At 70.1% G+C, this 23,690-nt stretch carries 26 protein-coding genes; 3 read left to right on the forward strand and 23 right to left on the reverse strand.

Translation table 11 applies throughout. The features are described from left to right. Positions 1–3: 3 nt before the first annotated feature. Complete coding sequence (locus ACQPYZ_RS32940) at positions 4–1,494, reverse strand: PH domain-containing protein (RefSeq protein ID WP_433162911.1); 1,491 nt, start codon at positions 1,492–1,494, stop codon at positions 4–6. Next, entirely contained in the window at positions 1,491–1,979 is a 489-nt protein-coding gene (locus tag ACQPYZ_RS32945) for a PH domain-containing protein (protein WP_433162913.1), read from the reverse strand. The genes ACQPYZ_RS32940 and ACQPYZ_RS32945 overlap by 4 nt, the downstream gene beginning before the upstream one ends. Positions 1,980–2,005: 26 nt before the next feature. On the opposite strand from ACQPYZ_RS32945, the gene ACQPYZ_RS32950 reads away from it, so the two are divergent. Next, positions 2,006–3,211, forward strand: a complete 1,206-nt coding sequence (locus tag ACQPYZ_RS32950; protein WP_433162915.1) for an NADH-quinone oxidoreductase subunit D — start codon at positions 2,006–2,008, stop codon at positions 3,209–3,211. Between the two features lie 6 nt (positions 3,212–3,217). Here ACQPYZ_RS32950 and ACQPYZ_RS32955 read toward each other — a convergent pair whose 3' ends face one another. The 15 genes from ACQPYZ_RS32955 to dacB all read right to left on the reverse strand — a co-directional run bounded on the left by ACQPYZ_RS32955 (position 3,218) and on the right by dacB (position 16,113). After that, positions 3,218–4,000 (reverse strand): inositol monophosphatase family protein, encoded by a 783-nt coding sequence (locus tag ACQPYZ_RS32955; protein WP_433162916.1) that lies wholly within the window; start codon positions 3,998–4,000, stop codon positions 3,218–3,220. Positions 4,001–4,024: 24 nt separating this feature from the next. Beyond that, positions 4,025–4,423: a hypothetical protein gene (locus ACQPYZ_RS32960; protein ID WP_433162917.1), complete on the reverse strand. Its 399-nt coding sequence runs from the start codon at positions 4,421–4,423 to the stop codon at positions 4,025–4,027. Between the two features lie 36 nt (positions 4,424–4,459). Then, the gene (locus tag ACQPYZ_RS32965; protein ID WP_433162919.1) at positions 4,460–4,900 is read right to left on the reverse strand and encodes a hypothetical protein; all 441 of its coding nucleotides are present in this window, start codon (positions 4,898–4,900) and stop codon (positions 4,460–4,462) included. 11 nt (positions 4,901–4,911) lie between these two features. After that, entirely contained in the window at positions 4,912–5,478 is a 567-nt protein-coding gene (locus tag ACQPYZ_RS32970) for a DUF3180 domain-containing protein (RefSeq protein WP_433162920.1), read from the reverse strand. Positions 5,479–5,480: 2 nt separating this feature from the next. Next, entirely contained in the window at positions 5,481–6,038 is a 558-nt protein-coding gene (gene folK / locus ACQPYZ_RS32975) for a 2-amino-4-hydroxy-6-hydroxymethyldihydropteridine diphosphokinase (RefSeq protein ID WP_433162922.1), read from the reverse strand. Beyond that, positions 6,035–6,424 (reverse strand): dihydroneopterin aldolase, encoded by a 390-nt coding sequence (folB, locus tag ACQPYZ_RS32980; protein WP_433162924.1) that lies wholly within the window; start codon positions 6,422–6,424, stop codon positions 6,035–6,037. The genes folK and folB overlap by 4 nt, the downstream gene beginning before the upstream one ends. After that, the gene (locus ACQPYZ_RS32985; protein ID WP_433162926.1) at positions 6,421–6,903 is read right to left on the reverse strand and encodes a nuclear transport factor 2 family protein; all 483 of its coding nucleotides are present in this window, start codon (positions 6,901–6,903) and stop codon (positions 6,421–6,423) included. Before ACQPYZ_RS32985 ends, folB begins: the two co-directional genes overlap by 4 nt. Continuing rightward, positions 6,900–7,697, reverse strand: coding sequence for a dihydropteroate synthase (gene folP / locus ACQPYZ_RS32990; RefSeq protein ID WP_433169813.1), 798 nt, complete (start codon positions 7,695–7,697; stop codon positions 6,900–6,902). Before folP ends, ACQPYZ_RS32985 begins: the two co-directional genes overlap by 4 nt. 112 nt (positions 7,698–7,809) lie before the next feature. Then, the gene (locus ACQPYZ_RS32995; RefSeq protein ID WP_433162927.1) at positions 7,810–8,949 is read right to left on the reverse strand and encodes a S1 family peptidase; all 1,140 of its coding nucleotides are present in this window, start codon (positions 8,947–8,949) and stop codon (positions 7,810–7,812) included. 165 nt (positions 8,950–9,114) lie between these two features. Then, entirely contained in the window at positions 9,115–9,687 is a 573-nt protein-coding gene (gene folE, locus ACQPYZ_RS33000; protein ID WP_433162928.1) for a GTP cyclohydrolase I FolE, read from the reverse strand. 102 nt (positions 9,688–9,789) lie between these two features. Further along, positions 9,790–11,826, reverse strand: coding sequence for an ATP-dependent zinc metalloprotease FtsH (ftsH, locus tag ACQPYZ_RS33005; RefSeq protein WP_433162929.1), 2,037 nt, complete (start codon positions 11,824–11,826; stop codon positions 9,790–9,792). 198 nt (positions 11,827–12,024) lie between these two features. Continuing rightward, positions 12,025–12,576, reverse strand: coding sequence for a hypoxanthine phosphoribosyltransferase (hpt, locus tag ACQPYZ_RS33010; RefSeq protein ID WP_433162931.1), 552 nt, complete (start codon positions 12,574–12,576; stop codon positions 12,025–12,027). A 4-nt stretch (positions 12,577–12,580) separates the two neighbouring features. Further along, positions 12,581–13,585 carry a tRNA lysidine(34) synthetase TilS gene (tilS, locus tag ACQPYZ_RS33015; RefSeq protein WP_433162933.1) on the reverse strand — a complete coding sequence of 335 codons (1,005 nt, stop codon included), beginning with the start codon at positions 13,583–13,585 and terminating at the stop codon, positions 12,581–12,583. A 31-nt stretch (positions 13,586–13,616) separates the two neighbouring features. Next, complete coding sequence (locus ACQPYZ_RS33020; RefSeq protein WP_433162934.1) at positions 13,617–14,708, reverse strand: zinc-dependent metalloprotease; 1,092 nt, start codon at positions 14,706–14,708, stop codon at positions 13,617–13,619. A gap of 40 nt (positions 14,709–14,748) precedes the next feature. Then, entirely contained in the window at positions 14,749–16,113 is a 1,365-nt protein-coding gene (dacB, locus tag ACQPYZ_RS33025) for a D-alanyl-D-alanine carboxypeptidase/D-alanyl-D-alanine endopeptidase (RefSeq protein ID WP_433162935.1), read from the reverse strand. Positions 16,114–16,163: 50 nt separating this feature from the next. Here dacB and ACQPYZ_RS33030 point away from each other — a divergent pair, with 50 nt between their 5' ends. Continuing rightward, a complete protein-coding gene (locus tag ACQPYZ_RS33030) occupies positions 16,164–16,652 on the forward strand; it encodes an inorganic diphosphatase (protein WP_433162937.1) in 489 nt (162 codons plus the stop codon). An 11-nt stretch (positions 16,653–16,663) separates the two neighbouring features. Here ACQPYZ_RS33030 and ACQPYZ_RS33035 read toward each other — a convergent pair whose 3' ends face one another. From ACQPYZ_RS33035 to ACQPYZ_RS33055, 5 genes are all read right to left on the reverse strand, one after another. Continuing rightward, the gene (locus ACQPYZ_RS33035; RefSeq protein WP_433162939.1) at positions 16,664–16,855 is read right to left on the reverse strand and encodes a hypothetical protein; all 192 of its coding nucleotides are present in this window, start codon (positions 16,853–16,855) and stop codon (positions 16,664–16,666) included. An 8-nt stretch (positions 16,856–16,863) separates the two neighbouring features. Continuing rightward, positions 16,864–18,264, reverse strand: a complete 1,401-nt coding sequence (locus ACQPYZ_RS33040; protein ID WP_433162942.1) for an NlpC/P60 family protein — start codon at positions 18,262–18,264, stop codon at positions 16,864–16,866. A gap of 315 nt (positions 18,265–18,579) precedes the next feature. Beyond that, positions 18,580–19,401, reverse strand: coding sequence for an endonuclease/exonuclease/phosphatase family protein (locus ACQPYZ_RS33045; RefSeq protein ID WP_433162943.1), 822 nt, complete (start codon positions 19,399–19,401; stop codon positions 18,580–18,582). Positions 19,402–19,465: 64 nt separating this feature from the next. Beyond that, positions 19,466–20,536, reverse strand: coding sequence for a WD40/YVTN/BNR-like repeat-containing protein (locus ACQPYZ_RS33050; RefSeq protein ID WP_433162945.1), 1,071 nt, complete (start codon positions 20,534–20,536; stop codon positions 19,466–19,468). A gap of 21 nt (positions 20,537–20,557) precedes the next feature. Next, positions 20,558–21,820, reverse strand: a complete 1,263-nt coding sequence (locus ACQPYZ_RS33055; RefSeq protein ID WP_433162947.1) for an RICIN domain-containing protein — start codon at positions 21,818–21,820, stop codon at positions 20,558–20,560. A gap of 160 nt (positions 21,821–21,980) precedes the next feature. On the opposite strand from ACQPYZ_RS33055, the gene ACQPYZ_RS33060 reads away from it, so the two are divergent. Beyond that, the gene (locus ACQPYZ_RS33060) at positions 21,981–22,865 is read left to right on the forward strand and encodes a bile acid:sodium symporter family protein (RefSeq protein ID WP_433162949.1); all 885 of its coding nucleotides are present in this window, start codon (positions 21,981–21,983) and stop codon (positions 22,863–22,865) included. On the opposite strand, the gene ACQPYZ_RS33065 is transcribed toward ACQPYZ_RS33060, so the two are convergent. Continuing rightward, positions 22,841–23,686, reverse strand: coding sequence for a helix-turn-helix transcriptional regulator (locus tag ACQPYZ_RS33065; protein ID WP_433162951.1), 846 nt, complete (start codon positions 23,684–23,686; stop codon positions 22,841–22,843). The genes ACQPYZ_RS33060 and ACQPYZ_RS33065 overlap by 25 nt on opposite strands. Positions 23,687–23,690: the final 4 nt, after the last annotated feature.

Below are 23,690 nucleotides of genomic sequence, written 5' to 3' on the forward strand. Positions count from 1 at the left end.
GCGCTACGTCGCCGGGTTGTCGTCCGCCGGCGAGGCCGCGGAACTGCTCGATCCGTCCGGGCTCGGCGGGTTCGGCTGGGTCTGGACCGCCGCCGACGACGGCACCGCGCGCCGGGCCTCGCGCGCCCTGTCGGCCTGAGCCTCCAGGAGCTGCGCGGCCTCGAACTGGTCGCGGTGCAGCGCGATCGCGTCGGTCGGGCCGAGCGGCGTGTCCACGTGCACGTTGGCGAGACCCAGGCGTCGTTGCAGCGGCCCCTGCTCCAGCCGGACGGACTGCGTCTTGTGGTGCAGCACGATCGACGTACGGCGGCTCACCCAGCCACGCGTGGTCACGAGGACCTGGCCGTCGTACCCGTACGCGAGATAGCGCCAGCCGATCGGGCGCAGACGCTTCGCCCGTTCCGGCGCGCGGTGCATCTCGATAGCGGCGAGGTCCAGGCCCGGCAGGACCCGTGCGAGTACGCCGGCGACCTCGTCGCGCTCGCCGACCGGCAGGAGTTGGGCGCCCTCGCGGTCGTCCTCACCCTCGGCCGGGTTGCCCGCGACGCCGGCGATGTCCAGCTCGACCCGTGACCAGCCGAGCAGGCGCCAGATGATGGGCTCGGTGATCAGCAGACCCTGGACGCGTCCGGGCGGCACGGTCTGCCGCTGGACGTCGAAGAGGCCGCGCTTGGTCCGCAGACCGTGGTCCGTCTCCGACAGCGTGAAGCCGTGGTTGCCGACGACCTGCTTCCAAATCGGCTGGACGACACCGAGCAACAGCGGCAGACCGGCGAACAGACCGATGCGGAAGTCCAGGACGGTGGTGGCGACGATCAGCCAGATCAGGCCGCCGGCACTGCCGAGCACGGTGGACGACAGCAGCGTGGCGCCGAGCAGCCGGGTCGTCGGGACGACCAGGATCGGCTCCGGCTCGGGCTGCTGGACGGCGTGCTCGACCGCCTGCTCACCCTTGGCCCGGACCAGCAGGATCGTCCGCAGCTTCACCGCCTCGTCGTAGGTGAAGTAGCTCAGCTTGCCGTCGCTCTTGCCGCCGCCGGCCACGTCCATCCGCAGCTCCGCCATCCCGAACAGGCGCGCGACGAACGGCTGGGCGACGTCGATCGCCTGGATCCGGTCGAACCGGATGATCCGGGTCCGGCGGAACAGGAACCCGCTGTCCACCCGGACCGCGTCGTCGGTCAGCTGCCACTTGGTGAACCACCACGACAGCGCGCCGAGCGCGATCCCGCCGATCAGCACCGCGATCAGCGCGAACCCGGCGATCGTCAGGTTGCTGCGCAGGCTCTCGTTGTTCACCATCGCGATCGCCGCGACGACGAAGTACCCCCAGCCCTTCACGAACGGCGTCAACGGGTGCAGCCGCGCCCCGGTCGGCTCCCCCGGCGGCCGCTGCGCGGGCAGCTCCTCCACCGGAGGCGGCGCAGGCCAGTGCTGTCCGGGTGGCGCCGGTGGGTGCTGCCCGTCGTACCGCCCGGGCGTCGGCTCCGTCACAGGCCCCACGCCTGGGCCTGGCCGAGGGCGGACAGGCGGTCCCGTAGCCGGCTCGCCTCGTCGGGATGCAGGCCCGGGATCTTCGCATCGGTCGCCGGGGTCGCGGTGTGCAGCTCGACCGTCGCGATCCCGAACGAGCGCTCCAGCGGGCCGGCGGTCACGTCAACGAACTGCATCCGGCCGTACGGCACCACCACCAGCTCACGGAACAGGATTCCGTGGCTGACCAGCAGCTCGTCCTCGCGTTCGGCGTACTTCCAGGACCGCTGGTTCCGCCCGATCAGCATCCACGACCAGGCGAACCCGGCCGCGAACACCGCCAGCGCCAGGAAGCCCCAGACCCAGCCCAGGGTGATGCCGAGCACCACGAGCGCGACCAGCCCGAGCAGGCCGAACGTGATCGCCGCGTTCAGCCGGCGGACCGCGGCCAGCTTCGGTGAGACCGGCGTCCAGCTGACATCCGAGGGTGCGAAGAGGTCGTCCACCCCCTAAGCCTGTCACGATAGTGGTCATGAGTACCGAACGAGTCGTGGGAATCGGCGCCGGGGCCGCGGGATTCGACCCGGCGTACGAGCGCGGCGGGACCGGGAGCGGCTCGGAGCTGGCGACCACCGACATGGTGCTCAACATCGGTCCGCAGCACCCGGCGACGCACGGCGTACTGCGGCTCCGGCTGACCCTGGACGGCGAGCGGATCGTCGGCTGCGAGCCGATCGTCGGCTACATGCACCGGGGCGCGGAGAAGCTCTTCGAGGTCCGCGACTACCGCCAGATCATCGTGCTGGCGAACCGGCACGACTGGCTGTCGGCGTTCAGCAACGAGCTCGGCGTGGTGCTCGCGGTCGAGCGGATGATGGGCCTGGAGGTCCCGGTCCGCGCGGTCTGGCTGCGCACCCTGCTGGCCGAGCTGAACCGGATCCTCAACCACCTGATGTTCCTCGGCTCCTACCCGCTCGAGCTCGGCGCGATCACCCCGGTCTTCTACGCCTTCCGTGAGCGCGAGACGCTCCAGGCGGTGATGGAGGAGCTGTCCGGCGGCCGGATGCACTACATGTTCAACCGCGTCGGCGGCCTGAAGGAGGACCTGCCCTACGGCTGGCTCGACCGCGCGGCGGCCGCCTCGACTGCGGTCCGCACCCGGCTGCCCGACGTCGAGGACATTGTCATCGGCAACGAGATCTTCCGGGCCCGGACCGTCGGCGTCGGCCGGCTCGCCCCCGAGCTGGTCGCCCAGTACGGCGTCTCCGGCCCGATCGCCCGCGCCTCCGGCGTCGACGCCGACCTCCGCCGCGACGAGCCCTACCTCGCGTACGACGAGTTGCAGCGCGACGGCGTACTCCGGGTGATCACCCGCACCGACGGTGACTGCTTCTCCCGGTTCTCGGTGCTGCTGGAGCAGGTGAAGGTGTCCCTGGACCTGGTCGACGCCTGCCTGGACAAGCTGCGGTCGATGCCCGCCGGGCCGGTGAACGTCCGGCTGCCGAAGATCCTCAAGGTCCCGGAGGGCAACACCTACGCCTGGACCGAGAACCCGCTCGGCATCAACGGCTACTACCTGGTCTCCCGCGGCGACAAGACGCCGTGGCGGCTCAAGCTGCGCTCGGCGAGCTTCAACAACATCTCCGCCCTGCCCGCACTGCTGCCCGGCACCGTCATCCCGGACATGATCGCCATCCTCGGCAGCATGTTCTTCGTCGTCGGCGACATCGACAAGTAGCCGGCCTCAGCCGAACGCTTCGCCGATCAGCTCGAGCAGCGGCTCCCGGAGGCCGGCCGAGACCGCGAAGGTGCCGCGGGACGCGGGCGAGTGCTCGGACCCGTCCAGGTCGAGGACGAACACACCGGCCTCGCGGTTGATCGCCACCCCGGCCATCGTGTCCCAGGGCTTGTTGGAGAACATCACCATCGCGTCGAAATGGCCGGCCGCGGTCCAGGTCAGCGCGGTGGCCGCCGTACCGATCATCCGCAGCCGCTGCACACGCGGATAGAGCAACCGGGTCAGCGCGAGCCGGTCCGCGTTCTGCTCAGCCGCGCCCGGGCCGACGGCGTAGTCGCCCACGGCAACCAACGCGTCGGACAGGTCGTCGCACTCGCTGCCCCGGATCGGCTGCCCGTTGCAGGTGGCGCCGTGGCCCTCGGCGGCGGCGTACCTGGTCCCGAGCGCGGGGTGGTCGATGACGCCGGCGACCGCGCGGCCCTCGTGGATCAGGCCGAGCGAGATCCCCCACAGCGGCACCCCGTGGATGAAGTTGACCGTCCCGTCGATCGGGTCGAGCACCCAGCGCGTCCCGTCGGTCGCGCCGCCCTCCTCCTCGCCGAGTACGCCGATGTCCGGCGTCTCCCGCTCGAGGAACGCCCGGACCTCGCGCTCGACCGCGAAGTCGACCTCGGAGGCCATGTCCCGGTCGCCCTTGGCGGTCAGCACGCCCGGCGCCCGGGAGTCGGTGATGGCCCGTCCACGATCGACGGCGGCCTCGGCGACCTTCAGCAGCTCGGAGATGTCCACAGAGCAGAAACCTACGCGACCGGCTCAACCGGTGCCGGAGCTGTCCGACCTGCGGCGCCACGACCGCACCGCGGTGAACGCTCCGGCGGCGAGGACCCCCGCGGCCGCGGCCTGGCCTGCCTTCCGCCGGCAGCCGACGCTCTGGCAGCGGGGGATCGGGTACGGCTGCCCCGGGTTCAGCTCGTGGGTCTCGTCGGCGGCGACGTACGCCGCGGTCGCCGGGAAGTCCCAGCCGTCCGGATTCAGCAGGCGGTACCAGTCCCGCTCCTCCCAGGCCGTCAGCCGGCAGGTGACGTTCACCGACGGCGACTCGAACGGCGTCGGCCCGAGCTGCCCGATCGGGAAGTGGTCCTGGTTGTAGACCGTGACGTGCCCGTTCGGGTCGTTCATCGTCACGGCCGGGTAGTTCGCGTCCAGCCCCATGTCCATCCCCTCCCACACCGCAGTATGGGCGCGGACTCAGGACGCGGCCAGACCTCGCAGCTTGAGGTCGACGACCGTCGGCGCCTCGGCCTGGGAGTGTTTGTCGCCCGCGGCAACCACCGTGGCGACCTCCTGGTCGATCTTGTCCAGCCGCTCGTCGATCTTGTCCAGCCGGCGCTGCATCAGGTCGACGAACTCGGCGTTCTCGACCACCCGGGCACTGGTGATCCGGGAGTACTCCTGGGCCACCTGGGCCCGTTCCTCGGAATGGGCGAGGCGTTCGACCAGGAGCTGGTGGCGGACCAGCAGTGAGGCACCGACGGCGACCAGTACGGCGACCACGGCGGCCGCGCGCAGGATCCACTGGTTCTGCGAGAACAGGGCGATCGACACGCCCAGGCAGACGACGACCAGCAGGGAGTTGGCGACGGCGAGAACTGTGGCCCTGGTACGACGGCGGTTACCCCTTGAGCCCATGGACCGACATGTTAGGGGGTCTCGTCGGGGTCCTCGGGAATGCGACACGCGCGTTCGAGCAACAATCCGGCCGTGACGACCAGCACAGAGATCACCGCCGCGGCACCGGCCATGATCACACGGTTGCGGGGCCCGGACGAGCTCACCGCTTCCAGGAAGGATAACGCGAACCCTGCGTAAACACCGGTGCACAACGCGCCGACGAACGCGCTCGCCTTGCCGATCAGCAGCAGGAACACCGCCCGGGACGGCTCGATCCGCTCCCGCCGTACCTGGACCCGCTGGTGGGTGTTGCGGGCCGCGGCGAACAGCAACGCGGCCAGGAACGCCCAGGCGACCAGCGTCAGCCAGGACACCGAGGGCGCCACCCCGCCGCCGGACTCGATCGCCTTGACCAGGGTCACGCCGATCGCGGCGCCGAGGACCGCGATCGCGACCAGCAGCCGGCGCGCGGTCGGCCGGACCGAGCCCGGGCGCGGCGGCTCCTGACCGTTCCCGCGCCCGCTGCCGTTTCCGTTGCCGCGCCCGTTCCGGCGATCGTCTTCAGGCGCCCGGCCGGGCTCGGGACCGCCGGACACCACTACTGCAGCTCGATGTCGAGTTTGGTCACGCCGTCGGAGTCGACCTTGGCGAGCAGCTCGGCGACCGGCCCGTGCCCGGGCAGCACGGCGTCCGGCTCGATGTCGAGCCAGGGCGCGAGCACGAAGGCCCGCTCGTGCGCCCGCGGGTGCGGCACCGTCAGCTCCTCGGACTCGATCGTCTTCTGGCCGTACGTGATCAGGTCGACGTCCAGCGTCCGCGGCGCACCCGGCACCCCGCGCTCGCGGCCGAAGGCCTGCTCGATCGCGTGCGCCCGGTCCAGCAGCATCTCGACCGGCAGCGTGGAGTCGGCCAGCAGGACGATGTTCAGGTACGGACCGGACTCGCTCGGCCCGCCGATCGGCTGGGTCTCGTAGACCGGGGAGACCTCGACCACCACGACGTCCGGGGTGTCCCGCAGCGCGTCGACCGCGCCCTGCAGGTTCGCCTCACGGTCGCCGAGATTGCTGCCGAGCGACAGGATCACCTGCCGGATCGGCTTGAGGCCACCGCTCAGGGTGTCCGCGTCGATGACGTGGGGACTAGGGGTCTCAGTCACGTGGATTCTCCGGCTCTGCGCTGCACGGTCAGGACAACGTCGTCGAACGGCACCGTGATCGGCGCCGAGGGTTTGTGGATGGTCACCGCGGTCGCTGTCACCCGCCGGTCGGCGAGGCACAGGTCGGCGATGCGCTGGGCGAGGGTCTCGATCAGGTCCACCGGGTCGTTCTCGATCGCCCGGTGCACCTGCTCGGCCACCACCCCGTAGTTCACGGTGTCGGCCAGGTCGTCGGAGGCCGCCGCGGGCCGGGTGTCCAGCTCCAGCCGGACGTCCACGACGAACTCCTGTCCGTCGGCCCGCTCGTGCTCGAACACCCCGTGGCGCCCGAATCCCCGGATGCCACGGATCTCGATCACGTCAGGAGACGTAGTGGGACCGCTCATTCCGCCTCCTCCTGTCGGCCCCCAGACGACAGTACCGGGGAGGCATGGTGGATCCACAACCGCCAGCCGGACGAAGTTTTCCGGAAGACGTTCGTCGCCAGCGCCTTGCCGCCCGCGAAGCCCTCCTCCGGCGCACCCTCCCCCGAGGACAGGACATTCTCCGTACACGTGACGTATGCCACGTCTTCATCCACGCGCACCTGCACGTCGGTCAGGAAGAACTGGATGTACGGCGTGTTCGCGAAGATCATCGCCCAGGCGCGCATCATCTCCGGATACCCGTAGATCGCCGCGTTCCCGGGATGGATGCAGACCGGGTCCGGCTCCGGCAGCCAGACCGCCGCCATCAGATCGAGGTCGCCGGCCTCGAACGCGTTGTAGAACGCGGTGTTGGCGGTCAGCACGACGTCCTCCACCGTGGCACCGCGCGCACCCTCACCATTGGTGCCGTGCCGCGGGCCGCCGGTTCCGTCCGTCATACCGTTCCCCATCTCTTCGCCACCCGGACCGCATCGGCGCTCGGCGCCACCGCGTGCGCCCGGACACACCAGGCTCCCGCGGCGGCGGCCAGGGCGGAGACGGCCGCGCTCGCATCGTCTCGTCGTACGGCCGGTCTGGGTTCACCGGTCTGCTCGTCGGCGAGCAGCCTACCGAGGAACGCCTTCCGGGACGCACCGATCAGCAACGGTCTTTCCAGTACGGCGAATTCCCGCAACCGCCGCAGGATCTCCCAGTTGTGGTCCGCGTTCTTCGCGAAACCGAGCCCGGGGTCGAGCGCGACCCGGCCCAGGTCGACGCCGGCCGACCGCATCGCCTCGATCCGCGCGCCCAGCTCCGCGATCGTCTCGGCGACGACGTCGTCGTACTCCGCCTTGTTCTGCATGTCGATCGAGTGTCCGCGCCAGTGCATGCAGACGTACGGCGTCCGTCGTTCGGCGACCAGCGGGAGCATGTCCGGATCGGACTGGCCGCCGGACACGTCGTTGATCATCACCGCCCCGGCGTCGAGGGCGAGCGCGGCCACGTTGGCCCGCATCGTGTCGACCGACACGAGGACGCCGTCGGCCGCGAGCGCCTCGATCACCGGGAGGACCCGGCGGATCTCCTCCTCCGGCGCCGGCCGCTCGGCACCCGGCCTGGTGGACTCACCGCCGATGTCCAGCAGATCGGCCCCTTCGGCCAGGAGCTCACGCCCGTGCTTGATCGCCGCGGTCGGCTCGAACCACTCGCCCCCGTCGGAGAACGAGTCCGGCGTGACGTTGACGACACCCATCACCAGACACCGGTCCACCACCGGCAGCCCGTCCACGAAACCCCAAGCCTCAATACCCACCCATCCACCGTAGTGGGCCCCACCCCCAGCAGCAGAACAGACCGCCGCCTGGTCAGTTGGTCAGGATCAGGCGGGATCTGGTGGACTGGAGGACTTCGGCGATGGGCTGGGCGTAGGACTCGCTCGCCTGGCCGTGCTTCTCGAGGCACTGGCCGTTGATCAGGGCGGCGCCGCTGGAGATGCCCTGGGCGTAGTTGCCGGTCATGGTCGCGCCGCCCGAGTCCCCGGCCTCGGTGCACGCGGTGTGCTGGAACAGCCCGCGGACGACCCGGTTGTTGCCGTAGTTCACGGTCACGTTCCGGGCGACGATCCGCCCGCACGTCCAGCCGGTGGTCTTGCCCGACTTGCACAGCGTCGACCCGACGGTCGCGTTCGCGATCCCCTTGACCGCGACGTTGCCGGCGCCCCAGCCCTCGACGTACCCCTGCTGGTCCCAGCCCTCGATCACGCCGACCGTGCCGAAGTCGTTACCCGGGAAACTCGACGTCTGGGTGTTGCCGAGGACGTACCCGTTCCGAGAGAACGTCGGCTTGCCGGCCGTGCAGTGCCCGGCGGTGAGGAAGATCCGGTTGCCCTTCGTGGTCCGCGCGTTGAAGCCGAGCGAGCAGACATACCCGGTGTTCTTGTCGACCTTCATCCCGCCGCGGAGGCCGAAGTCGTCGGCGGTGAGGGTCACCTTGCCGACCGCGCGCCGGATCGTCACCAGGTCGCCGTTCTCCTTGGCGCGCTCGAGGAACCGCTCAGTGATCAGGTCGCGGGCGCCCTTCGGCACGGTGACGACCACGGTCCCCGAGATCGGGTCGACGTACCAGGACCGGACCTTGCCCGCGCTCGAGCTGGTGGCCAGGCGGTTCAGCTCGGCCTGGACGGCGTTCAGCTGGTCGGCGGTGAACCGGACGAGTTTCGGGATCGCGCCGGCCTGGCGGACCAGGTCGGCGGCGGCCAGGTCGGACACCGCGACAACGAGCTTACCGGCGTCGTCGTAGTACGTGCCGACGGCCTTCGAGCCGAGCTCCGTCCGCAGCTCGGTCTCGAGCGCGTTCGCGACCAGCGGCGAGCGGTCGGTCAGTTGCCCGGGCGTGATCTCCGCCGACGGTGAATCTGCGGTGGCCCAGTTGGCCGCGACCAGCCCGGTCGCCGTCAGTACGACGGCCCCGGCCAGTGCGGCGCCGACCCGGAAACGCCCCGACATCCTTGTCCTCCCTCACGCCGGCCTCCGATCCCGTCGACCGAACGCACTACGGAAAGTAAACGCTCAGCGACAGAATGTCCACAGATCCCGGCTTTCAAACCCCAACGATCCACACCCCGTTCGAGCTACGCCCCGCACCGGAGCCGGCTGATGGGCGGGCGGGGATCAGCCGACGATGAGGCTCATGGCTTCGGAGCGGGTGACGGGGTTGCGGAGTTGGCCACGGACGGCGGAGGTGATGGTTTTGGCGCCCGGTTTCCGGACGCCGCGCATGGTCATGCACAGGTGCTCGCACTCGATCACGACGATGACGCCGCGCGGCTCCAGGAGTTCGAGGAGCGAGTCGGCGACCTGGGTGGTGAGGCGTTCCTGCACCTGCGGGCGTTTCGCGTACACGTCCACCAGCCGGGCGAGCTTGGACAGCCCGGTGATCCGGCCCTCCCGGCTCGGGATGTAGCCGACGTGCGCCACGCCGGTGAACGGCACCAGGTGGTGCTCGCACAGGCTCCAGACCTCGATGTCCTTCACCAGGACCATCTCGTCGTGGCCGATGTCGAACGTGGTGGTGAGCACGTCCTCGGCCCGCTGTCCCAGTCCGCCGGTCATCTCGGCGTACGCGCGGGCCACCCGGGCCGGTGTCTCCTTGAGGCCCTCGCGGTCGGGATCCTCCCCGATGGCGATCAGCAGCTCCCGGACCGCCCGCTCGGCGCGCGCGTGATCGAAGTTCGGCGACGTCATCGGCCCACTCTAGACAGCCGGCCACCGGGACAACGGACGCCGTCCGGACGGCGGAGAAACGACGAACGCCGCCGCCCGGTCGGGCGACGGCGTTCGCGGTGATCAGTCCTTGGGGGACGGCGGGGTCGGCCCGCTGCCGTAGTTCGGCGGCTTGACGTTCTCGTCCGGGCCGACCGCTCCACCCGGCAGGACGTCGGAGAGCGAGCCGTTCTGCTCGGCGCGCGACGGCACCGGCATCACCGGCGGCTGGTCGGACGGGACCCGGGTGGACGAACCGGTCCAGGCCGGCCGCCGGTCACGCTTGACCACCGGCGCGAAGACCCGGGCGATCTCGTTCTTGTCCAGGGTCTCCTTCTCCAGCAGCTCCTCGACCAGGTGGTCCAGGACCGCCCGGTTCTCGGCGAGGATGTCGAACGCCTCCTGGTGCGCGTTCAGGATCAGCTTGCCGACCTCCTCGTCGACCGCGGCCGCGATCTCCTCGGAGTAGTTCCGCTGGCTGCCCAGGTCGCGGCCGAGGAACGGCTCGCTGCTGTCCTGGCCGAACTTGATCGCGCCGAGCCGCTCGGTCATGCCGTACTGCGTGACCATCGCGCGCGCCAGCGCGGTCGCCTTCTCGATGTCGTTGCTGGCACCGGTGGTCGGGTCGTGGAAGACCATCTCCTCGGCCGCCCGGCCGCCCAGCATGTAGGCCAGCTTGTCCAGCATCTCGGACCGGGTGGTCGAGTACTTGTCCTCGTCCGGCATCACCATCGTGTAGCCGAGCGCCCGGCCCCGCGGCAGGATCGTCACCTTCTGCACCGGGTCGGAGTGCGGCAGCGCGGCGGCGACCAGGGCGTGCCCGCCCTCGTGGTACGCCGTGAGCACCTTCTCCTTGTCCGACATCAGGCGGGTACGGCGCTGTGGGCCGGCGATCACGCGGTCGATGGCCTCGTCCAGGGCCTTGTTGTCGATCACCTGCATGTTCGAGCGGGCGGTCAGCAGGGCCGCCTCGTTCAGCACGTTGGCCAGGTCCGCACCGGTGAAGCCCGGCGTACGGCGGGCCACGGCCGTGAGGTCCACGTCCTGCGCCATCGGCTTGCCGCGCGCGTGCACCTTCAGGATCTGCTCGCGACCGGGCAGGTCCGGCGCGTCCACGGCGATCTGCCGGTCGAACCGGCCGGGCCGCAGCAGGGCCGGGTCGAGAACGTCGGGCCGGTTGGTGGCCGCGATCAGGATCACGCCGCCGCGGACGTCGAAGCCGTCCATCTCGACCAGCAGCTGGTTCAGGGTCTGCTCGCGCTCGTCGTGGCCACCGCCGAGGCCCGCGCCACGGTGCCGGCCGACGGCGTCGATCTCGTCGATGAACACGATCGCGGGCGCGTTCGTCTTGGCCTGCTCGAACAGGTCGCGGACCCGGGAGGCACCGACGCCGACGAACATCTCGACGAAGTCCGAACCGGAGATCGAGTAGAACGGCACGCCCGCCTCGCCGGCGACGGCGCGGGCCAGCAGGGTCTTACCGGTACCGGGCTGGCCGTAGAGCAGCACGCCCTTCGGGATCTTCGCCCCGACCGCCTGGAACTTGCCGGGCTCCTGCAGGAACTCCTTGATCTCGCCGAGCTCCTCGATCGCCTCGTCGCAGCCGGCCACGTCCGCGAAGGTGGTCTTCGGGGTGTCCTTGGTGATCAGCTTGGCCTTCGACTTGGCGAAGCTCATCACCCGGGATCCGCCGCCCTGCATGGAGTTCATCAGGAAGATGAACACGACCGCGATCAGCAGGAACGGGATGAGGGTGGAGAACACCTGGCCGATGAAGCTCGGCTTCGGGTTCTCGACGTCGTACCGCTCGATCTTCTTGTCGTCGAACAGCTTCTGCACCGACTGGCCGAGCGCGTTCGCCTGGCCGTCGACCCAGTGCGCCCGGACCTTCGTGCCGTCGGTCTTCTCGACCCGGATCTCCTGGTCGGGGTCGATCAGCGTCACCGACTTGATCGTCTTGTCCGACGAGTTCGTGGCCTGCTGGATCAGCTGCACGACCTGGCCGGTGGGCTCGGTCTTGTACCCGGTCGAGCCGGTCAGGAGCTGTCCGATCACCAGAACGCCCAGAAAGGCGACGACGATCCAGAACAGGGGTCCGCGGAAGATGCGCTTCACGTCCATGATCGAGGCCTACGCCCCGTCCCTCCTAGCTCGGCAGGCCCGGGTATGCGGGCTTGAGACGGTAACACCAGTCCAAGTGTCTCGTGCCGCACAAGACAACCCGGCACTAGGGTCAGCAAAGACCGTACGACCTGTTGTACAGGCCGTCACCAAGTCTGCCTTGACAAGCCAGTCTAAGCCGTGCCCGGGCCGCGGTCGTCAGGAGTAGACGTGCGGTGCCAGCGTGGCCACGCAGCGCAGGTTCCGGTACTTCTCCGCGTAGTCGAGCCCGTACCCGACGACGAACTCGTCCGGCAGCTCCAGGCCGACGTACTTCACCGGGACCGCCATCTTGGCCGCGTCCGGCTTCACGAACGCGGTGCACAGCTCGAGCGAGGCGGGCTTGCGGGACTCCAGGTTGCTGACCAGCCAGCTGAGCGTGAGCCCGGTGTCGATGATGTCCTCGACGATCAGCACGTGCCGGTTGGTGATGTCGGTGTCCAGGTCCTTCTGGATCCGGACCACGCCGGAGGACTTGGTGCCCGACCCGTACGACGAGATCGCCATCCAGTCCATCTCGATGTGCCGGCTGAACGACCGGGCCAGGTCGGCCATCACCATCACGGCGCCGCGCAGGACGCCGACCAGGAGGAGGTCCTTGCCCTCGTAGTCCCGCTCGATCCGCGCCGCCAGCTCCCGCAGCTTCGCCAGGATCTGGTCCTCGGTGTAATGGATCTTGCTCAGGTCCTTCTCGATGTCCGCCGCATCCACGCGGTCAGCCTGTCACATCGGGACCGAGGACGATGAATCCACCCCGTCGCGCGGCCCGGATCCCTTGCGGGAGGTCGATCCAGCGCTGGCCGCGCCAGCCGGTCACGAGCGTGTCGACGGCGGCGATGTGCCCGGCGGTGAGGTCCGTGGCCCGGCAGCCCGCCTCCAGCGCGGCCTGCCGCAACACCCTCGTCCGTACGGCGTCCGGCTCCGACTCGAGCGTGGCGACGTCACAGTGCACCTCGCCGTCGGTACGTCGTACCGAGGTCTCGGCCACGTCGGCGGCGAGCATGTCCAGCGCGTCCGCGTCCGCGCGGAGCAGACCCGCCGTACGGGCGAGCGCCTCGACCACACCGGGGCCGAGCGCCTCCTCCAGCACCGGCAGGACCTCGTGACGCACTCTGACCCGGGTGAACTGCGGGTCGTCGTTGTGCGGGTCGTGCCAGGGCCGCAGCCCGGACGCCACACACGCGGCCGCCGTGGTCGCACGTGGCAGCTCCAGGAACGGCCGGCGCAGCAGTCCGGCGACCCCGGCCATGCCGGCCAGCGAGCGAGCACCGGAGCCGCGGGCAAGCCCTAGCAATACAGTCTCGGCCTGGTCGTCCCGGGTGTGCGCCAGCAGTACGACGTCCGCCGCGAACTCGTCGGCCGCGTCGCGCAGAGCGTCGTACCGGGCTGCTCGGGCGGCTCCCTCCGGCCCACCTTCGCTGCCGACCTCGACCGCCCGGACCTGCACCGGATCGAGGCCCAGTGACCGGCACTGCCCGGCGGCGATCTCAGCGGTCTGCGCGGAGTCCGCCTGCAGCCCGTGGTCGACGATCACCGCACCGGCACGCAGGTTCAGCTTCGGCGCCTCGAACGCGGTCGCGGCCGCGAGCGCCAGCGAGTCCGTGCCGCCCGAGCAGGCGACCAGCACGGTCGTGCCCCGCGGCAGCTCGGAGAGCATGCTGCGCACCGCCTCGCGAGTACGCGCCACCGCCGGGTGCAGCTTCCCCCTCCGGTGTTCCACCAGTTCCTCGGCCGCCGAACGGCCCGGCGGCTCAGCCGTGGAGTCGCGTGACCCAGGCATCGGGGTTCGCGATCTCGTGCTTGGTCGGCAGGGTGTTCGGCCCGGTCCACACCCGGTTGAAACCCTCCATACCGACCCTGTCGACCACCTGGCGGACGAACGCGGCGCCGTCCTTGTACTGCCGCAGCTTGGCGTCCAGGCCGAGCAGCCGCTTCAGCAACTGGTCGACCGGGCTCCCGCTCTGCCGGCGGGACGTGAACTTCGACCGGATCGTGTCCACGGTCGGGATCACCGACGGGCCGACGCCGTCCATGACGAAGTCCGCGTGCCCCTCCAGCAGGGACATGACCGCGGTCAGCCGGTCCAGCACGGCCCGCTGCTCGGGCGACTGCATCAGGTCCACCAGGCTCAGCTCGGCCTCGCCGCGCACCGACCGGCCCAGCCGCTGCACGGCCTCCCGGAACATCGCCGCGTACGCCGACGCGTCCAGCTCGGCCTGGTCGAGGAACAGCGCGATCTCGGACCGCAGGTGGTCCCGCAGCCACGGCACCGCGGTGAACTGCACCCGGTGCGTCTCCTCGTGCAGGCACACCCACAGCCGGAAGTCCCGCGGTACGACGCCCAGCTCGGACTCCACGTGCATGACGTTGGGCGCGACCAGCAGCAGCCGGCCGGTGAGGTGCGGCCGGTCCGGATCCGGCTCGGACGGGTAGAACGGGTCGAACTGACCCAGCACCCGCGAGGACAGGAACGCCAGCAGCGCGCCGGCCTCGATGCCCGTCACCCGGGAGCCGACCGCGGACGACAGCCCGCCGGTGCGCTCGGCCTTCTCCCGCAGCTTGTCCGCCAGCGGCTGCAGGACGGTCCGGAAACCGTCCGCGTTCGCCTGCACCCAGCCGGGCCGGTCCACGATCACCACCGGCGCGGTGGCCGAGGTGGCCTGCAGTCCGGTGAACTCGCGCACGTGGTGCTCGGAGTCGGCCGCGAACTGGCGCAACTCGGCCACCACCTGATCCGCCTCAGCGCGACTGACCGCCGGGCCTGGCCGGAGCAGCTTGCGTGCCACTCCGGTCGCCAGCTGCCAGTCGACCATCTCCGCCGCAGTCGAGCCTTCCGTACTCATGTGTCGACCCTAGTCGCATGTACCAACATGCGCCTGCCGTTCAGGCCGCGCAGCCGCAACCGGCCAGCGCCGCGGCGGCCCGGTCGAGGGCTGCCCGGGCTGCGAGCGTCTTGGGAACGGGCACGCTGTCGGACGCCACCGCGAACACCAGCAGCGTGCCGGTGCGGTCACGGACCAGACCGGCCAGGCTGTGTACGCCGCTGAGCGTGCCGGTCTTCGCACGGACCAGTCCGGTGCCGGGACTGGTCCCGGCCGAGGCGAACCGCTCCTCGAGGCTGCCGGTGAAGCCGGCGACCGGCAGCCCGGTCAGCAGGGGCCTCAACTCCGGGTGGTCGGCCGACACCGCCACCCGGACTGCACCGGCGAGCACGTCCAGCGGGACCCGGTTGGTGCGGGTCAGGCCGCTGCCGTCATAGATCTGGGCCGCACTCGCGTCCAGCCCGAGCTTGGTGAGCGTCGCCTTCAGGCCCTTCACCCCACCGACGGCCGAGCCGCCGTTCTTCGTCGCCAGACCGACGTGCCGCAGCAGGACCTCGGCACCGTCGTTGTCGCTGTGCAGGTTCACGTGCTCGACGATCTCGCCCACGCTCGTCGACGAGACCTGCGCGACCGGCTCCGCCGCGGGCGGCGCGACCGCGGCTTTCACGGTCGGCGCGACGGTGATGCCGGCCGCCTTCAGCTGGGCGGCGAACGCCGAGGCCGCGGCCTGGGCCGGGGAGGACGCGCGCTTGGCCATGCCCGGCGTCAGCCGGCCCTCGTTCACCCAGAGCGCCGACACCGGAGCCGCGATGCCTTCGGTGACGTAGTTGGGCTGCCACTTCGGGTTGACCGCGGGACCGGTGAACAACGAGGCGTCGTACCCGAGCCGTACGCTGCGGACGCCCTGGGCCTTCAGCGCCTTCGCCGTACTGGCGGCCAGGTCCTGGAGGGAGGCGCGCGTGGGGTAGTCGGTGGGATCGGTCTGGCGCTTCACCGTGAGCAGCGGGTCGCCGCCGCCGACCAGGACCAGCGAGCCCTGTGCGGGGCTGACCACCTTCGTGGTGAACCTGTGGTCCGCGCCGAGCGTGTCCAGGGCCGCCACGGTCGTCAGCAGCTTCAGCGTGGACGCTGGGACGTACGGCGTGGCCGAACCGACCGAGAACACCGGCTTGTCGCGCGAGGCGTCGTACACGTAGAGGCCGCGGTGCTTGCCGAGCGCCGGGTCCGCGAGGATCGGGGCGAGCGCCTTCCGGACGCCGGCCGCGGTCGGCACGACGCCCTCGGCTGTCGCCGGGGCCAGCACCGCGGGCGCCTGGACCTGAGCGGCCGGACGAGATCCGGGTACGGCGTCCGCGCCGCTCGCCAGGCTCACACCGAGCGCTGTGGCGAGCAGCGTGACGAACACCGCACGAGGAGGACGGACCACCGGGCTGCTCCTGTCAATCGGCCGGCCGGAACCGTGACAGTATCTGCCCTATGGAGTTCGACGTCTTCATCGAGATCCCCAAGGGCACCCGCAACAAGTACGAGCTGGACCACAAGACGAACCGGCTGCGGCTCGACCGCACCCTGTTCACGGCCACTCAGTACCCCTCCGACTACGGGTTCATCGAGGACACTCTCGGGCAGGACGGCGACCCCCTGGACGCACTCGTCCTGCTGACCGAGCCGACCTTCCCCGGCTGCCTGATCCGGGCCCGCGCGATCGGCATGTTCCGGATGACCGACGAGAAGGGGCCGGACGACAAGGTCCTGTGCGTCCCGGCCGGCGACCCCCGGCAGGAGCACCTGCGCGACATCCACCATGTGCCCGAGTTCGACCGGCTCGAGATCCAGCACTTCTTCGAGGTCTACAAGGACCTGGAGCCGGGCAAGTCCGTCGAGGGCGCCACCTGGGTCGGCCGCTCCGACGCCGAGGCCGAGATCTCCGCCTCGTTCGAGCGCCTGAAGACCGAAGGCCACTGACCCCGCCGGGCCTACCAGCCCGCCAGCAGGTAGGTCTCCGCCTTCCCGGCATCACCGTCGTCAGCCACCGGGCACGACGGGTTCTCGTCGTCGGCGATGTCGGCCGCCAGGTACGTCGACGAGCGCGGCCGCCCGATGGCGGTACGTCGGCCACGACGCCGTACCCGGGACATCGCGGACGCGATCGTCGCCTTACCAGGCAAGGGATTCCTCACGGCCGGCCGAAGAAGTCCGGCGGCTCCCAGTAGTACACGCTGTCGATCCGCACCGGCTGGCCGGACCGGGGCGCGTGCACCATCCGGCCATTGCCGAGGTACATGCCGACGTGGTGGATCGTGCCCGGGTCGTCCGGATCGATCGACCAGAAGATCAGGTCACCCGGCCGCAGCTCGTCCTCGTCGATGTGCCGGATCTGCTCGTACTGCGCGACGCTGTAGTGCGGCAGGTAGACGCCGGCCTTCGCCCACGCACCCTGGGTCAATCCCGAGCAGTCCCAGCGGTTCGGGCCGGTCCCACCCCACAGGTACATGTCGCCGAGCTGGTCCAGGGCGAAGTCGATCGCGGCGCCGGCGCCCTTCCGGGACGGGCGGTCGTCGTCCCGCGGCCGGTCCGGCTGCTTCTTCTTCGGCGGCTTCTTCTTACCCGGGTCCTTCTGCTGCTCGCGCTGCTCCTCCCGCCGCTCGCGCTCCTCCCGCGCCTTCTCCGCGGCCTTCTCGGCCGCTTCCCGCCGCCGCTCGGCGGCCTCCCGGGCGGCGATCCGGCGCTGCAACTCGGCGGCCTTCTTCGCGGCTAGAGCGGCGGCTCGCTGGCGCGCAAGCTCCTCGAGTCCCCGCTGCCGCTGCGCGGCCACCTTGGTCGACGTGTTCTGCAGTACGGCGAGCTGCGTGATCGCCTGCCTCCGCTGGACGCCCATCGCCGCGACCGCGGACGCCTGCTCCTGCTCGGCCGCCTCGGCCGCCTTCTTCGCCTTGGCCGCCTCGTCGGTCGCCTGCTTCACCCTGGTGACCGCCTGGTCGGCCTGCACCTTGAACAGATTCGTGACGACTTGCGTGGCGGAGTACCTCAGATAGGAGCCCTGCATCGCGGCCGACACCGACCGCGCCGCGCCGGCCGAGTCCAGCAGCTGCTGCGGCCCGTCCGCGGTGAACAGCGGCGCGAGCTTCGCGACGTCACCACCACCTTGGTACGACGCCGCCGCGAACCGGCCGATCTGCTGCCGCTGGATCGCCAGCGTCCGCTGCGCCTTGGCCGCCCGGGCCGCCGCCTGCGCGGCCTCGGTCTTCGCCAGCTGGAGCTTGTAGACCGCGCCGTTGTAGGCCTCGGCGGCGACACCGGCCGCCACGCCGAGGCGCTCGAGCCGCGCGTTCGCGGCGGCCAACTGGTTCTCGATCGCGGTCACCTGGGCCGCCTTCGCGGAGGCGGCCTGCTGGGCCCGCTCGACCGCGGCCTTGGACGGGATGACCGGCGGCTTCGGCTGCGCCTGCGCCGGGACCGGGTTCACGGCCATCGAGCCGGCCAGACAGACCGCGAGCACCCCGGAGAGCAGCGCCCTGCCGGTCTTCCCCGTGCCCGCGACCCGCCCGCCGGACGTGGCCCTCGAGGGCGTCCGCATCGGGGTCGTTCCTTCCGCCGGTCACGAACCCCTTCCCCAGGGTTCGTGAACTTTTGGTCCTCCTGGACCTCATACGTGACACTAGTTGCCTACAGCCCCAATGGGAACACTTTTCACACAAGTAACTTTGTTTCACCTGCGTGTCGGCTTGACAAACTACAAGCCTGTAATTCCGGACGAACCGCCACCGGTCGCCTGCTTAGAGCACTCAACTCGGGGCCTTGAACACCAAACGGGGGCCTGACACAGGCAATTACCTGTGCCAGGCCCCCGCGGGGTGTTCACGGGTCCCGGCGACGCGGCGCCGGGGCTGGGTCAGCGGATGGTGTAGGAGGCTACGACCGGGAGGTGGTCGGAGGCGGGTGAGACCGGTACGGCGGCCTTCTTCGGCGTCACCTGCCGGCTGTGCAGCAGGTAGTCGATCCGGGCCGTCGGGTTCTCGGCCGGGCTGGTGTACCCCGGTCCGGTACCGACCTCGACCCAGGTGTCCGCCAGCAGCGCCGTCATCGTCTTGATCTCCGGCGCGTCCGGGCGGGCGTTCAGGTCGCCGACCAGCATCGTCGGCTTCTTCGAGGTCCCGAGGATCTCGACCACCTTCTGCGCCTGCTCCATCCGCTCGGCGTTGTTGTTGTGGGTCAGGTGGGTGTTCGCGAACCGCAGTTCGGCGCCGCGCACCTTGATCGTCGCGACCGCCAGCCCCCGCTGCTCCTGGCCCGGGTACATCGGCAGCAGCGTGTTGGTGAAATCCTTGATCGGGTAGCGAGACAGGATCGCGGTCCCGTACTGGCGGTTCGGCTCACCCGGGTTCAGCGGCGGGAGGTCGAGGTTGGCGGCGTACCCGTAGTGCATCTTCAGCCGCTTGGCGAACCAGGCCGGCTGGTCGACCCAGTTGCTCCGCTCGCTCCAGTGCCGGTCGACCTCCTGCAGCCCGATCACGTCCGCCCCGGACTTCTCGATCAGTACGGCGATCCGCTCGAGGTCGAGGACGCCGTCGTACCCGGCGCCGTGGTGGATGTTGTACGTCATCACGGTCAGCGGACGCGCCGGGCGGCCGGCCGTGTCCGCGGGCTCGGCCGCGGCCGAGATGGGAAGCACCATCAAGAGTCCCGCAATCGTCCCCAGCAAGAGTTTGCGCATGGTCCCCATCCTGTCCGGAGGCCGGCGACACCCGCACGACGTACGAGTGTCGCCCACCTGAACTTCACCGTGTCAGCCGCGCGACCGCGCCGTTCGCGCCGGAGGCCCAGCAGCCCGCTCTGGACCCGTACCCGGCGCACTCGACGCTGTCGAAGCTGCCGTCGTAGAACTGCTTCCAACTGCGCCCGCCGTCGTAGCTCACGTCGCTGCCCGACGGGCCCACCGCGATCACGGTAGCGAGGGTGTTCGGCACGAACGCGGAACCACTCCGGTAACCCTTCGGCGCCTTCTCCGCCGGCACCAGCTTCCAGCTGCGGCCGCCGTCGTACGTGACCGAGGCTGCCTTCACGGCCTCGGTCGGCTTGAGGAAGTCACCGCCGACCGCGACGCCGAACAGCGACCCGCGGAAGGCGAGGCTGAAGATCCCGGCCGCCTCGCCACTGGCCATCGGCGAGTCCGTGACCGTCCAGCGCTTGCCGCCGTCAACGGTCCGGAACACCCGCGGCCGGTCGCCGCCGCCGGTCGCGAACCAGGCGGTCCGGCCGGGGCCGGCAACCAGGCAGGTACCGCTGGCCGCAAAGGCGAACTCACCCGGCAGCGCGGCCGGCATGTCCGCGGTCGGCTGTACCTTCCACGACCTGCCGCCGTCCGCGGTCGCCAGGATCCGGAACTTCCCGTCCACCGGATCGCTCAGCGCCAGCCCGCGCTTGTTGTCGAAGAAGTCGAGGCAGTCGTAGAACGCGTTCGGGTCGGGGTTCCGGAAGGTCTCGGTCCAGGACTTCCCGCCGTCCACGGTCCGGTAGACGCGCGAGTCCTCGCCGTTCCCGATCGACAGCACCACCGCGCGCTTCGCGTCGAACGCCTCGACGTCGCGGAACTGCACGGTCCCGGCCCCGGGCGGGCTGACGTTCTGCCAGTGCTTCCCGCCGTCGACCGTCCGCAGCACCTGCCCGCCCGACCCGCCGACCCAGGCGACGTCCTTGCTCACCGCGGCCAGTCCGCGGAACTGCGCCGTACTCCCGGTCGGCGTCAGCTCCCACTGGTACGACGGCTTGCCGCTCGCCTGGGCGGGGACGAGCTGCGACGCCAACAGCAGACCACCTACCGCAACCGCGGCCACACGCACGATTCTCATGCGCGTGAACCTAACCCACAATCACCTCTCCGTCAGCCGGAACGACTGGGTGGATGTGCCGTTGCAGGTGAGCTGGACGAGCTGGGTGCTGTCGGCGGTGGAGCCGTTGGGGATGGTCAGGCACTTGTTGCTCAGCCGGCTGACGAGGTGGACGTGGCCGTCGCCCTCCGGGACGGCTTTCCACTGCTGGTTGGCGCCGCCGCCGTACGTCCACAGCTGCAGCCCGGCGTTGTCGGCGGACGACACGTTCACGACGTCGATCACTTTGGTGGTGTCGTTGCGATTGTTGAGCCGGGTGAAGCCGTCGGACGTCGGCTGGAACCGGAACTGCTGAGCCTGCGTGCCGTTGCAGGAGTACTGCTGGATTACGGTGCCGTCGGCGGTCCCGGCGGCCCGCGCGTCGACGCACTTTCCGTTGCCCTTGTTGGCGATCGAGTACCACGCGGTCGGCGACGGCTGGTCTTCCGGCGGCGTCGTCCCGGCACCGCCCAGCCACTTCAGGGCATCCATCAGGAACTGGTTCTGCGCCGCGCTGTCGAAGGTCGACGAGAGCCGGGTGCCGGTGTCGTAGTCCATCGCATTGTGGCCGAAGTTGGCGTAGATCATCTTGTAGTTCTTGTTGGTCCAGACGATCGGGTAGTAGCCGCTGTACCACGTCTGCGCGGGGTCGGTTCCGACCGGGAAGCTGGACGGGTCGATCGACGCGAGGATCTGGATGTCGGCTTTGTTCCGCAGGTCGTTCTGCCAGCTGTACCACTCGCTCACCGACGACCGGAACGTCGCGCCCGTGTTCACCAGCGACGGGTGCGACCGGTTCTCGGCCTTCAGCGTGACCGCGGTCGGCCCCCAGGTGTTGGACCGGAACCGGCCGGTGCCGAGGAACGTGTTGTTGAACCACGGCCAGCCGCCGCTCGCGTCGTTGTACGCGGTGACGTGGAAACCGAGGAACCCGCCGCCGTTGTCCATGTACCGCTGGAAGCCGGCCCGCTGCGCCGCGCTGTGCGGTGAGTCGTCGAGGAACATCACCACCTGGTACTGCGACGGGCTCAGGTTGTTGAGCTGGTCCCAGTTGTTGGTCGCGGTGTAGCTGAACCCGTGCTGCGCCCCGAACTGCGGGAACCGCTCGTTCGCCTCCTCGACGAAGTCGATGTGGGCGGGATCCCAGGTGCCGCTGTAGAACGCCAGCACGTTGAACGTCGCGGCCGGCCGAGCGTACGACGTACCTCCGGACACCAGGCAGAGCAGCAACGCGACCAGGACAGGCAACAGCTTCCGAGCGGGCATGGGCGGATCCCCTCAGTCACGGAGTCATTACGCAATGAGATTTCAGAACTTAAATTAACTCATGACGTAAGCCCTGGGAAGACGTCACCGGTCCCGGAACTCTTGCCGTCGGGGCGGGGCGCTGTCACCCTGAGCCACTGACCTTCGAAGGGGCCCGCAGATGGACGACTCCGTGCTGACCTCGGTGCTGCTGCCGATCGCGCTCGCGATCATCATGCTCGGGCTCGGCCTGACCCTGACGGTCGCCGACTTCACCCGGGTACTGCGGATGCCGCGAGCGGTCCTGATCGCGCTCGGCGTCCAGGTGCTCCTGCTGCCGCTGATCTGCTTCGGACTGGTGAAGCTGTTCGGCCTGGCCCCCGCGCTCGCGGTCGGCATGATGCTGCTGGCCGCCTCCCCCGGTGGTACGACGGCCAACCTGTTCAGCCACCTGGCCGGCGGCGACGTCGCCCTGAACGTGACCCTGACCGCGGTGAACTCGGTGCTCGCCGTGGTCACGCTGCCGATCGTGGTGAACCTGTCCCTCGCGCACTTCCTCGGCGACGGCGAGATCGGCCTGCAACCGGCGAAGATGCTGCAGGTGTTCGCGATCGTGCTGGTCCCGGTCGCCCTCGGCATGCTCCTGCGGAACAAGCTGCCGGCGTTCGCGGAGCGGATGGCGCGACCGGTGAAGATCGGCTCGATCCTCGTCCTCGCGCTCGTCATCTTCGCCGCGATCTACAGCGAGCGCGACAACGTCCTCGACTACATCGCCGCCGTCGGGGTGGTCGCGCTCCTGCTGAACGTCCTCAGTCTCGCGCTCGGGTACGCCGTACCGCGGCTGACCGGCCTGGGCGAGCGGCAGTCGATCGCGTGCTCGATGGAGATCGGCATCCACAACGCGACCCTGGCGCTGACGATCGCGCTCAGCCCGAGCCTGCTCGGCAACAGCGAGATGTCCATCCCGGTCGCCGTCTACGGCATCGTGATGTTCTTCCCGACCGCGATCTTCGCCTACTACCTCAGCCGGCGGACGACGGTTCAGCGCGCGGGGTCGAGTGTCTGACTGCCGAGCACCGACAGCAGTTGCAGCCTCTCCGCGCTCTCGCTGCCCGGCGTCGCGGTGAACACGACCAGGGTCTGCTGCTGGTCGCGGTTGTCGATCACCTCGCAGTACAGCTCCAGCTCGCCGACGACCGGATGGTCGAACCGCTTGGTCCGGCTGTGCGCGACGCCGACCTCGTGCGCGTCCCAGATGGCGGCGAACTCCGGGCTGAGGTCGCGCAGGGTGCGGACCAGCTGGGCGGCGTAGGACTTGGGTCCGTCCGCGGTCGCCACCGAACGCAGCCAGGAGACCAGCATCCGGCTGTGCGTCGACAGCTCCGGCTCGCGGTACAGCGCGCGGGCGGCGGGGTCGGCGAACCAGCGGTAGAACTCGCTGCGTGCCATCCCTTCGAGGTTGGTCTGCTCGCCGGCGAACGCGACGTGCGCCGGCGTCTGCGCGAGCGTCTCGCCGTACCGGTTGAGCAGCATCGCGGGAGTGTCCTGCAGCCGGTCGAGGATCCGCAGCATGCCGGGGTCGACGTGGCCGGCCCGCGTCGTCCGCGGCGGGCGGCCGTGGCCGGCGAGCACGAACAGGTGGTCGCGCTCCTCGAGGGTCAGGCGCAGCGCCCGCGCGATCGACCCGAGCATCTCGACCGACGGCTGCGGACCCCGCCCGCCCTCGAGCCGGCTGTAGTAGTCGGCCGACATCGACGCCAGCGCGGCCACCTCCTCACGCCGCAGGCCGGGCGTACGGCGTCGCCGGCCGCGCGGCATCCCGACGTCCTCGGGTTGCAGGGCCTCGCGTCGTTTCCGGAGGAAATCGGACAGGTCGCCGTACTCCATGGGT

The sequence above is a fragment of the Kribbella sp. CA-247076 genome (assembly GCF_050942445.1).
Classification (GTDB): Bacteria; Actinomycetota; Actinomycetes; order Propionibacteriales; family Kribbellaceae; genus Kribbella.

Coding starts and splice junctions, on each gene's coding strand:
- folB (WP_433162924.1), bottom strand. CDS start 6,424: ATGAGCGGTCCCACTACGTCTCCTGACGTGATCGAGATCCGTGGCATC.
- ACQPYZ_RS33060 (WP_433162949.1), top strand. CDS start 21,981: ATGGACGACTCCGTGCTGACCTCGGTGCTGCTGCCGATCGCGCTCGCG.
- folE (WP_433162928.1), bottom strand. CDS start 9,687: ATGACGTCGCCGAACTTCGATCACGCGCGCGCCGAGCGGGCGGTCCGG.
- ACQPYZ_RS33020 (WP_433162934.1), bottom strand. CDS start 14,708: ATGAGTACGGAAGGCTCGACTGCGGCGGAGATGGTCGACTGGCAGCTG.
- ftsH (WP_433162929.1), bottom strand. CDS start 11,826: ATGGACGTGAAGCGCATCTTCCGCGGACCCCTGTTCTGGATCGTCGTC.
- ACQPYZ_RS33030 (WP_433162937.1), top strand. CDS start 16,164: ATGGAGTTCGACGTCTTCATCGAGATCCCCAAGGGCACCCGCAACAAG.
- ACQPYZ_RS32995 (WP_433162927.1), bottom strand. CDS start 8,949: ATGTCGGGGCGTTTCCGGGTCGGCGCCGCACTGGCCGGGGCCGTCGTA.
- ACQPYZ_RS32960 (WP_433162917.1), bottom strand. CDS start 4,423: ATGGGGCTGGACGCGAACTACCCGGCCGTGACGATGAACGACCCGAAC.
- ACQPYZ_RS33065 (WP_433162951.1), bottom strand. CDS start 23,686: ATGGAGTACGGCGACCTGTCCGATTTCCTCCGGAAACGACGCGAGGCC.
- ACQPYZ_RS33045 (WP_433162943.1), bottom strand. CDS start 19,401: ATGCGCAAACTCTTGCTGGGGACGATTGCGGGACTCTTGATGGTGCTT.
- ACQPYZ_RS32950 (WP_433162915.1), top strand. CDS start 2,006: ATGAGTACCGAACGAGTCGTGGGAATCGGCGCCGGGGCCGCGGGATTC.
- ACQPYZ_RS33050 (WP_433162945.1), bottom strand. CDS start 20,536: ATGAGAATCGTGCGTGTGGCCGCGGTTGCGGTAGGTGGTCTGCTGTTG.
- ACQPYZ_RS32965 (WP_433162919.1), bottom strand. CDS start 4,900: ATGGGCTCAAGGGGTAACCGCCGTCGTACCAGGGCCACAGTTCTCGCC.
- ACQPYZ_RS33040 (WP_433162942.1), bottom strand. CDS start 18,264: ATGCGGACGCCCTCGAGGGCCACGTCCGGCGGGCGGGTCGCGGGCACG.
- ACQPYZ_RS33055 (WP_433162947.1), bottom strand. CDS start 21,820: ATGCCCGCTCGGAAGCTGTTGCCTGTCCTGGTCGCGTTGCTGCTCTGC.
- ACQPYZ_RS32985 (WP_433162926.1), bottom strand. CDS start 6,903: ATGACGGACGGAACCGGCGGCCCGCGGCACGGCACCAATGGTGAGGGT.
- folP (WP_433169813.1), bottom strand. CDS start 7,697: ATGGGTGTCGTCAACGTCACGCCGGACTCGTTCTCCGACGGGGGCGAG.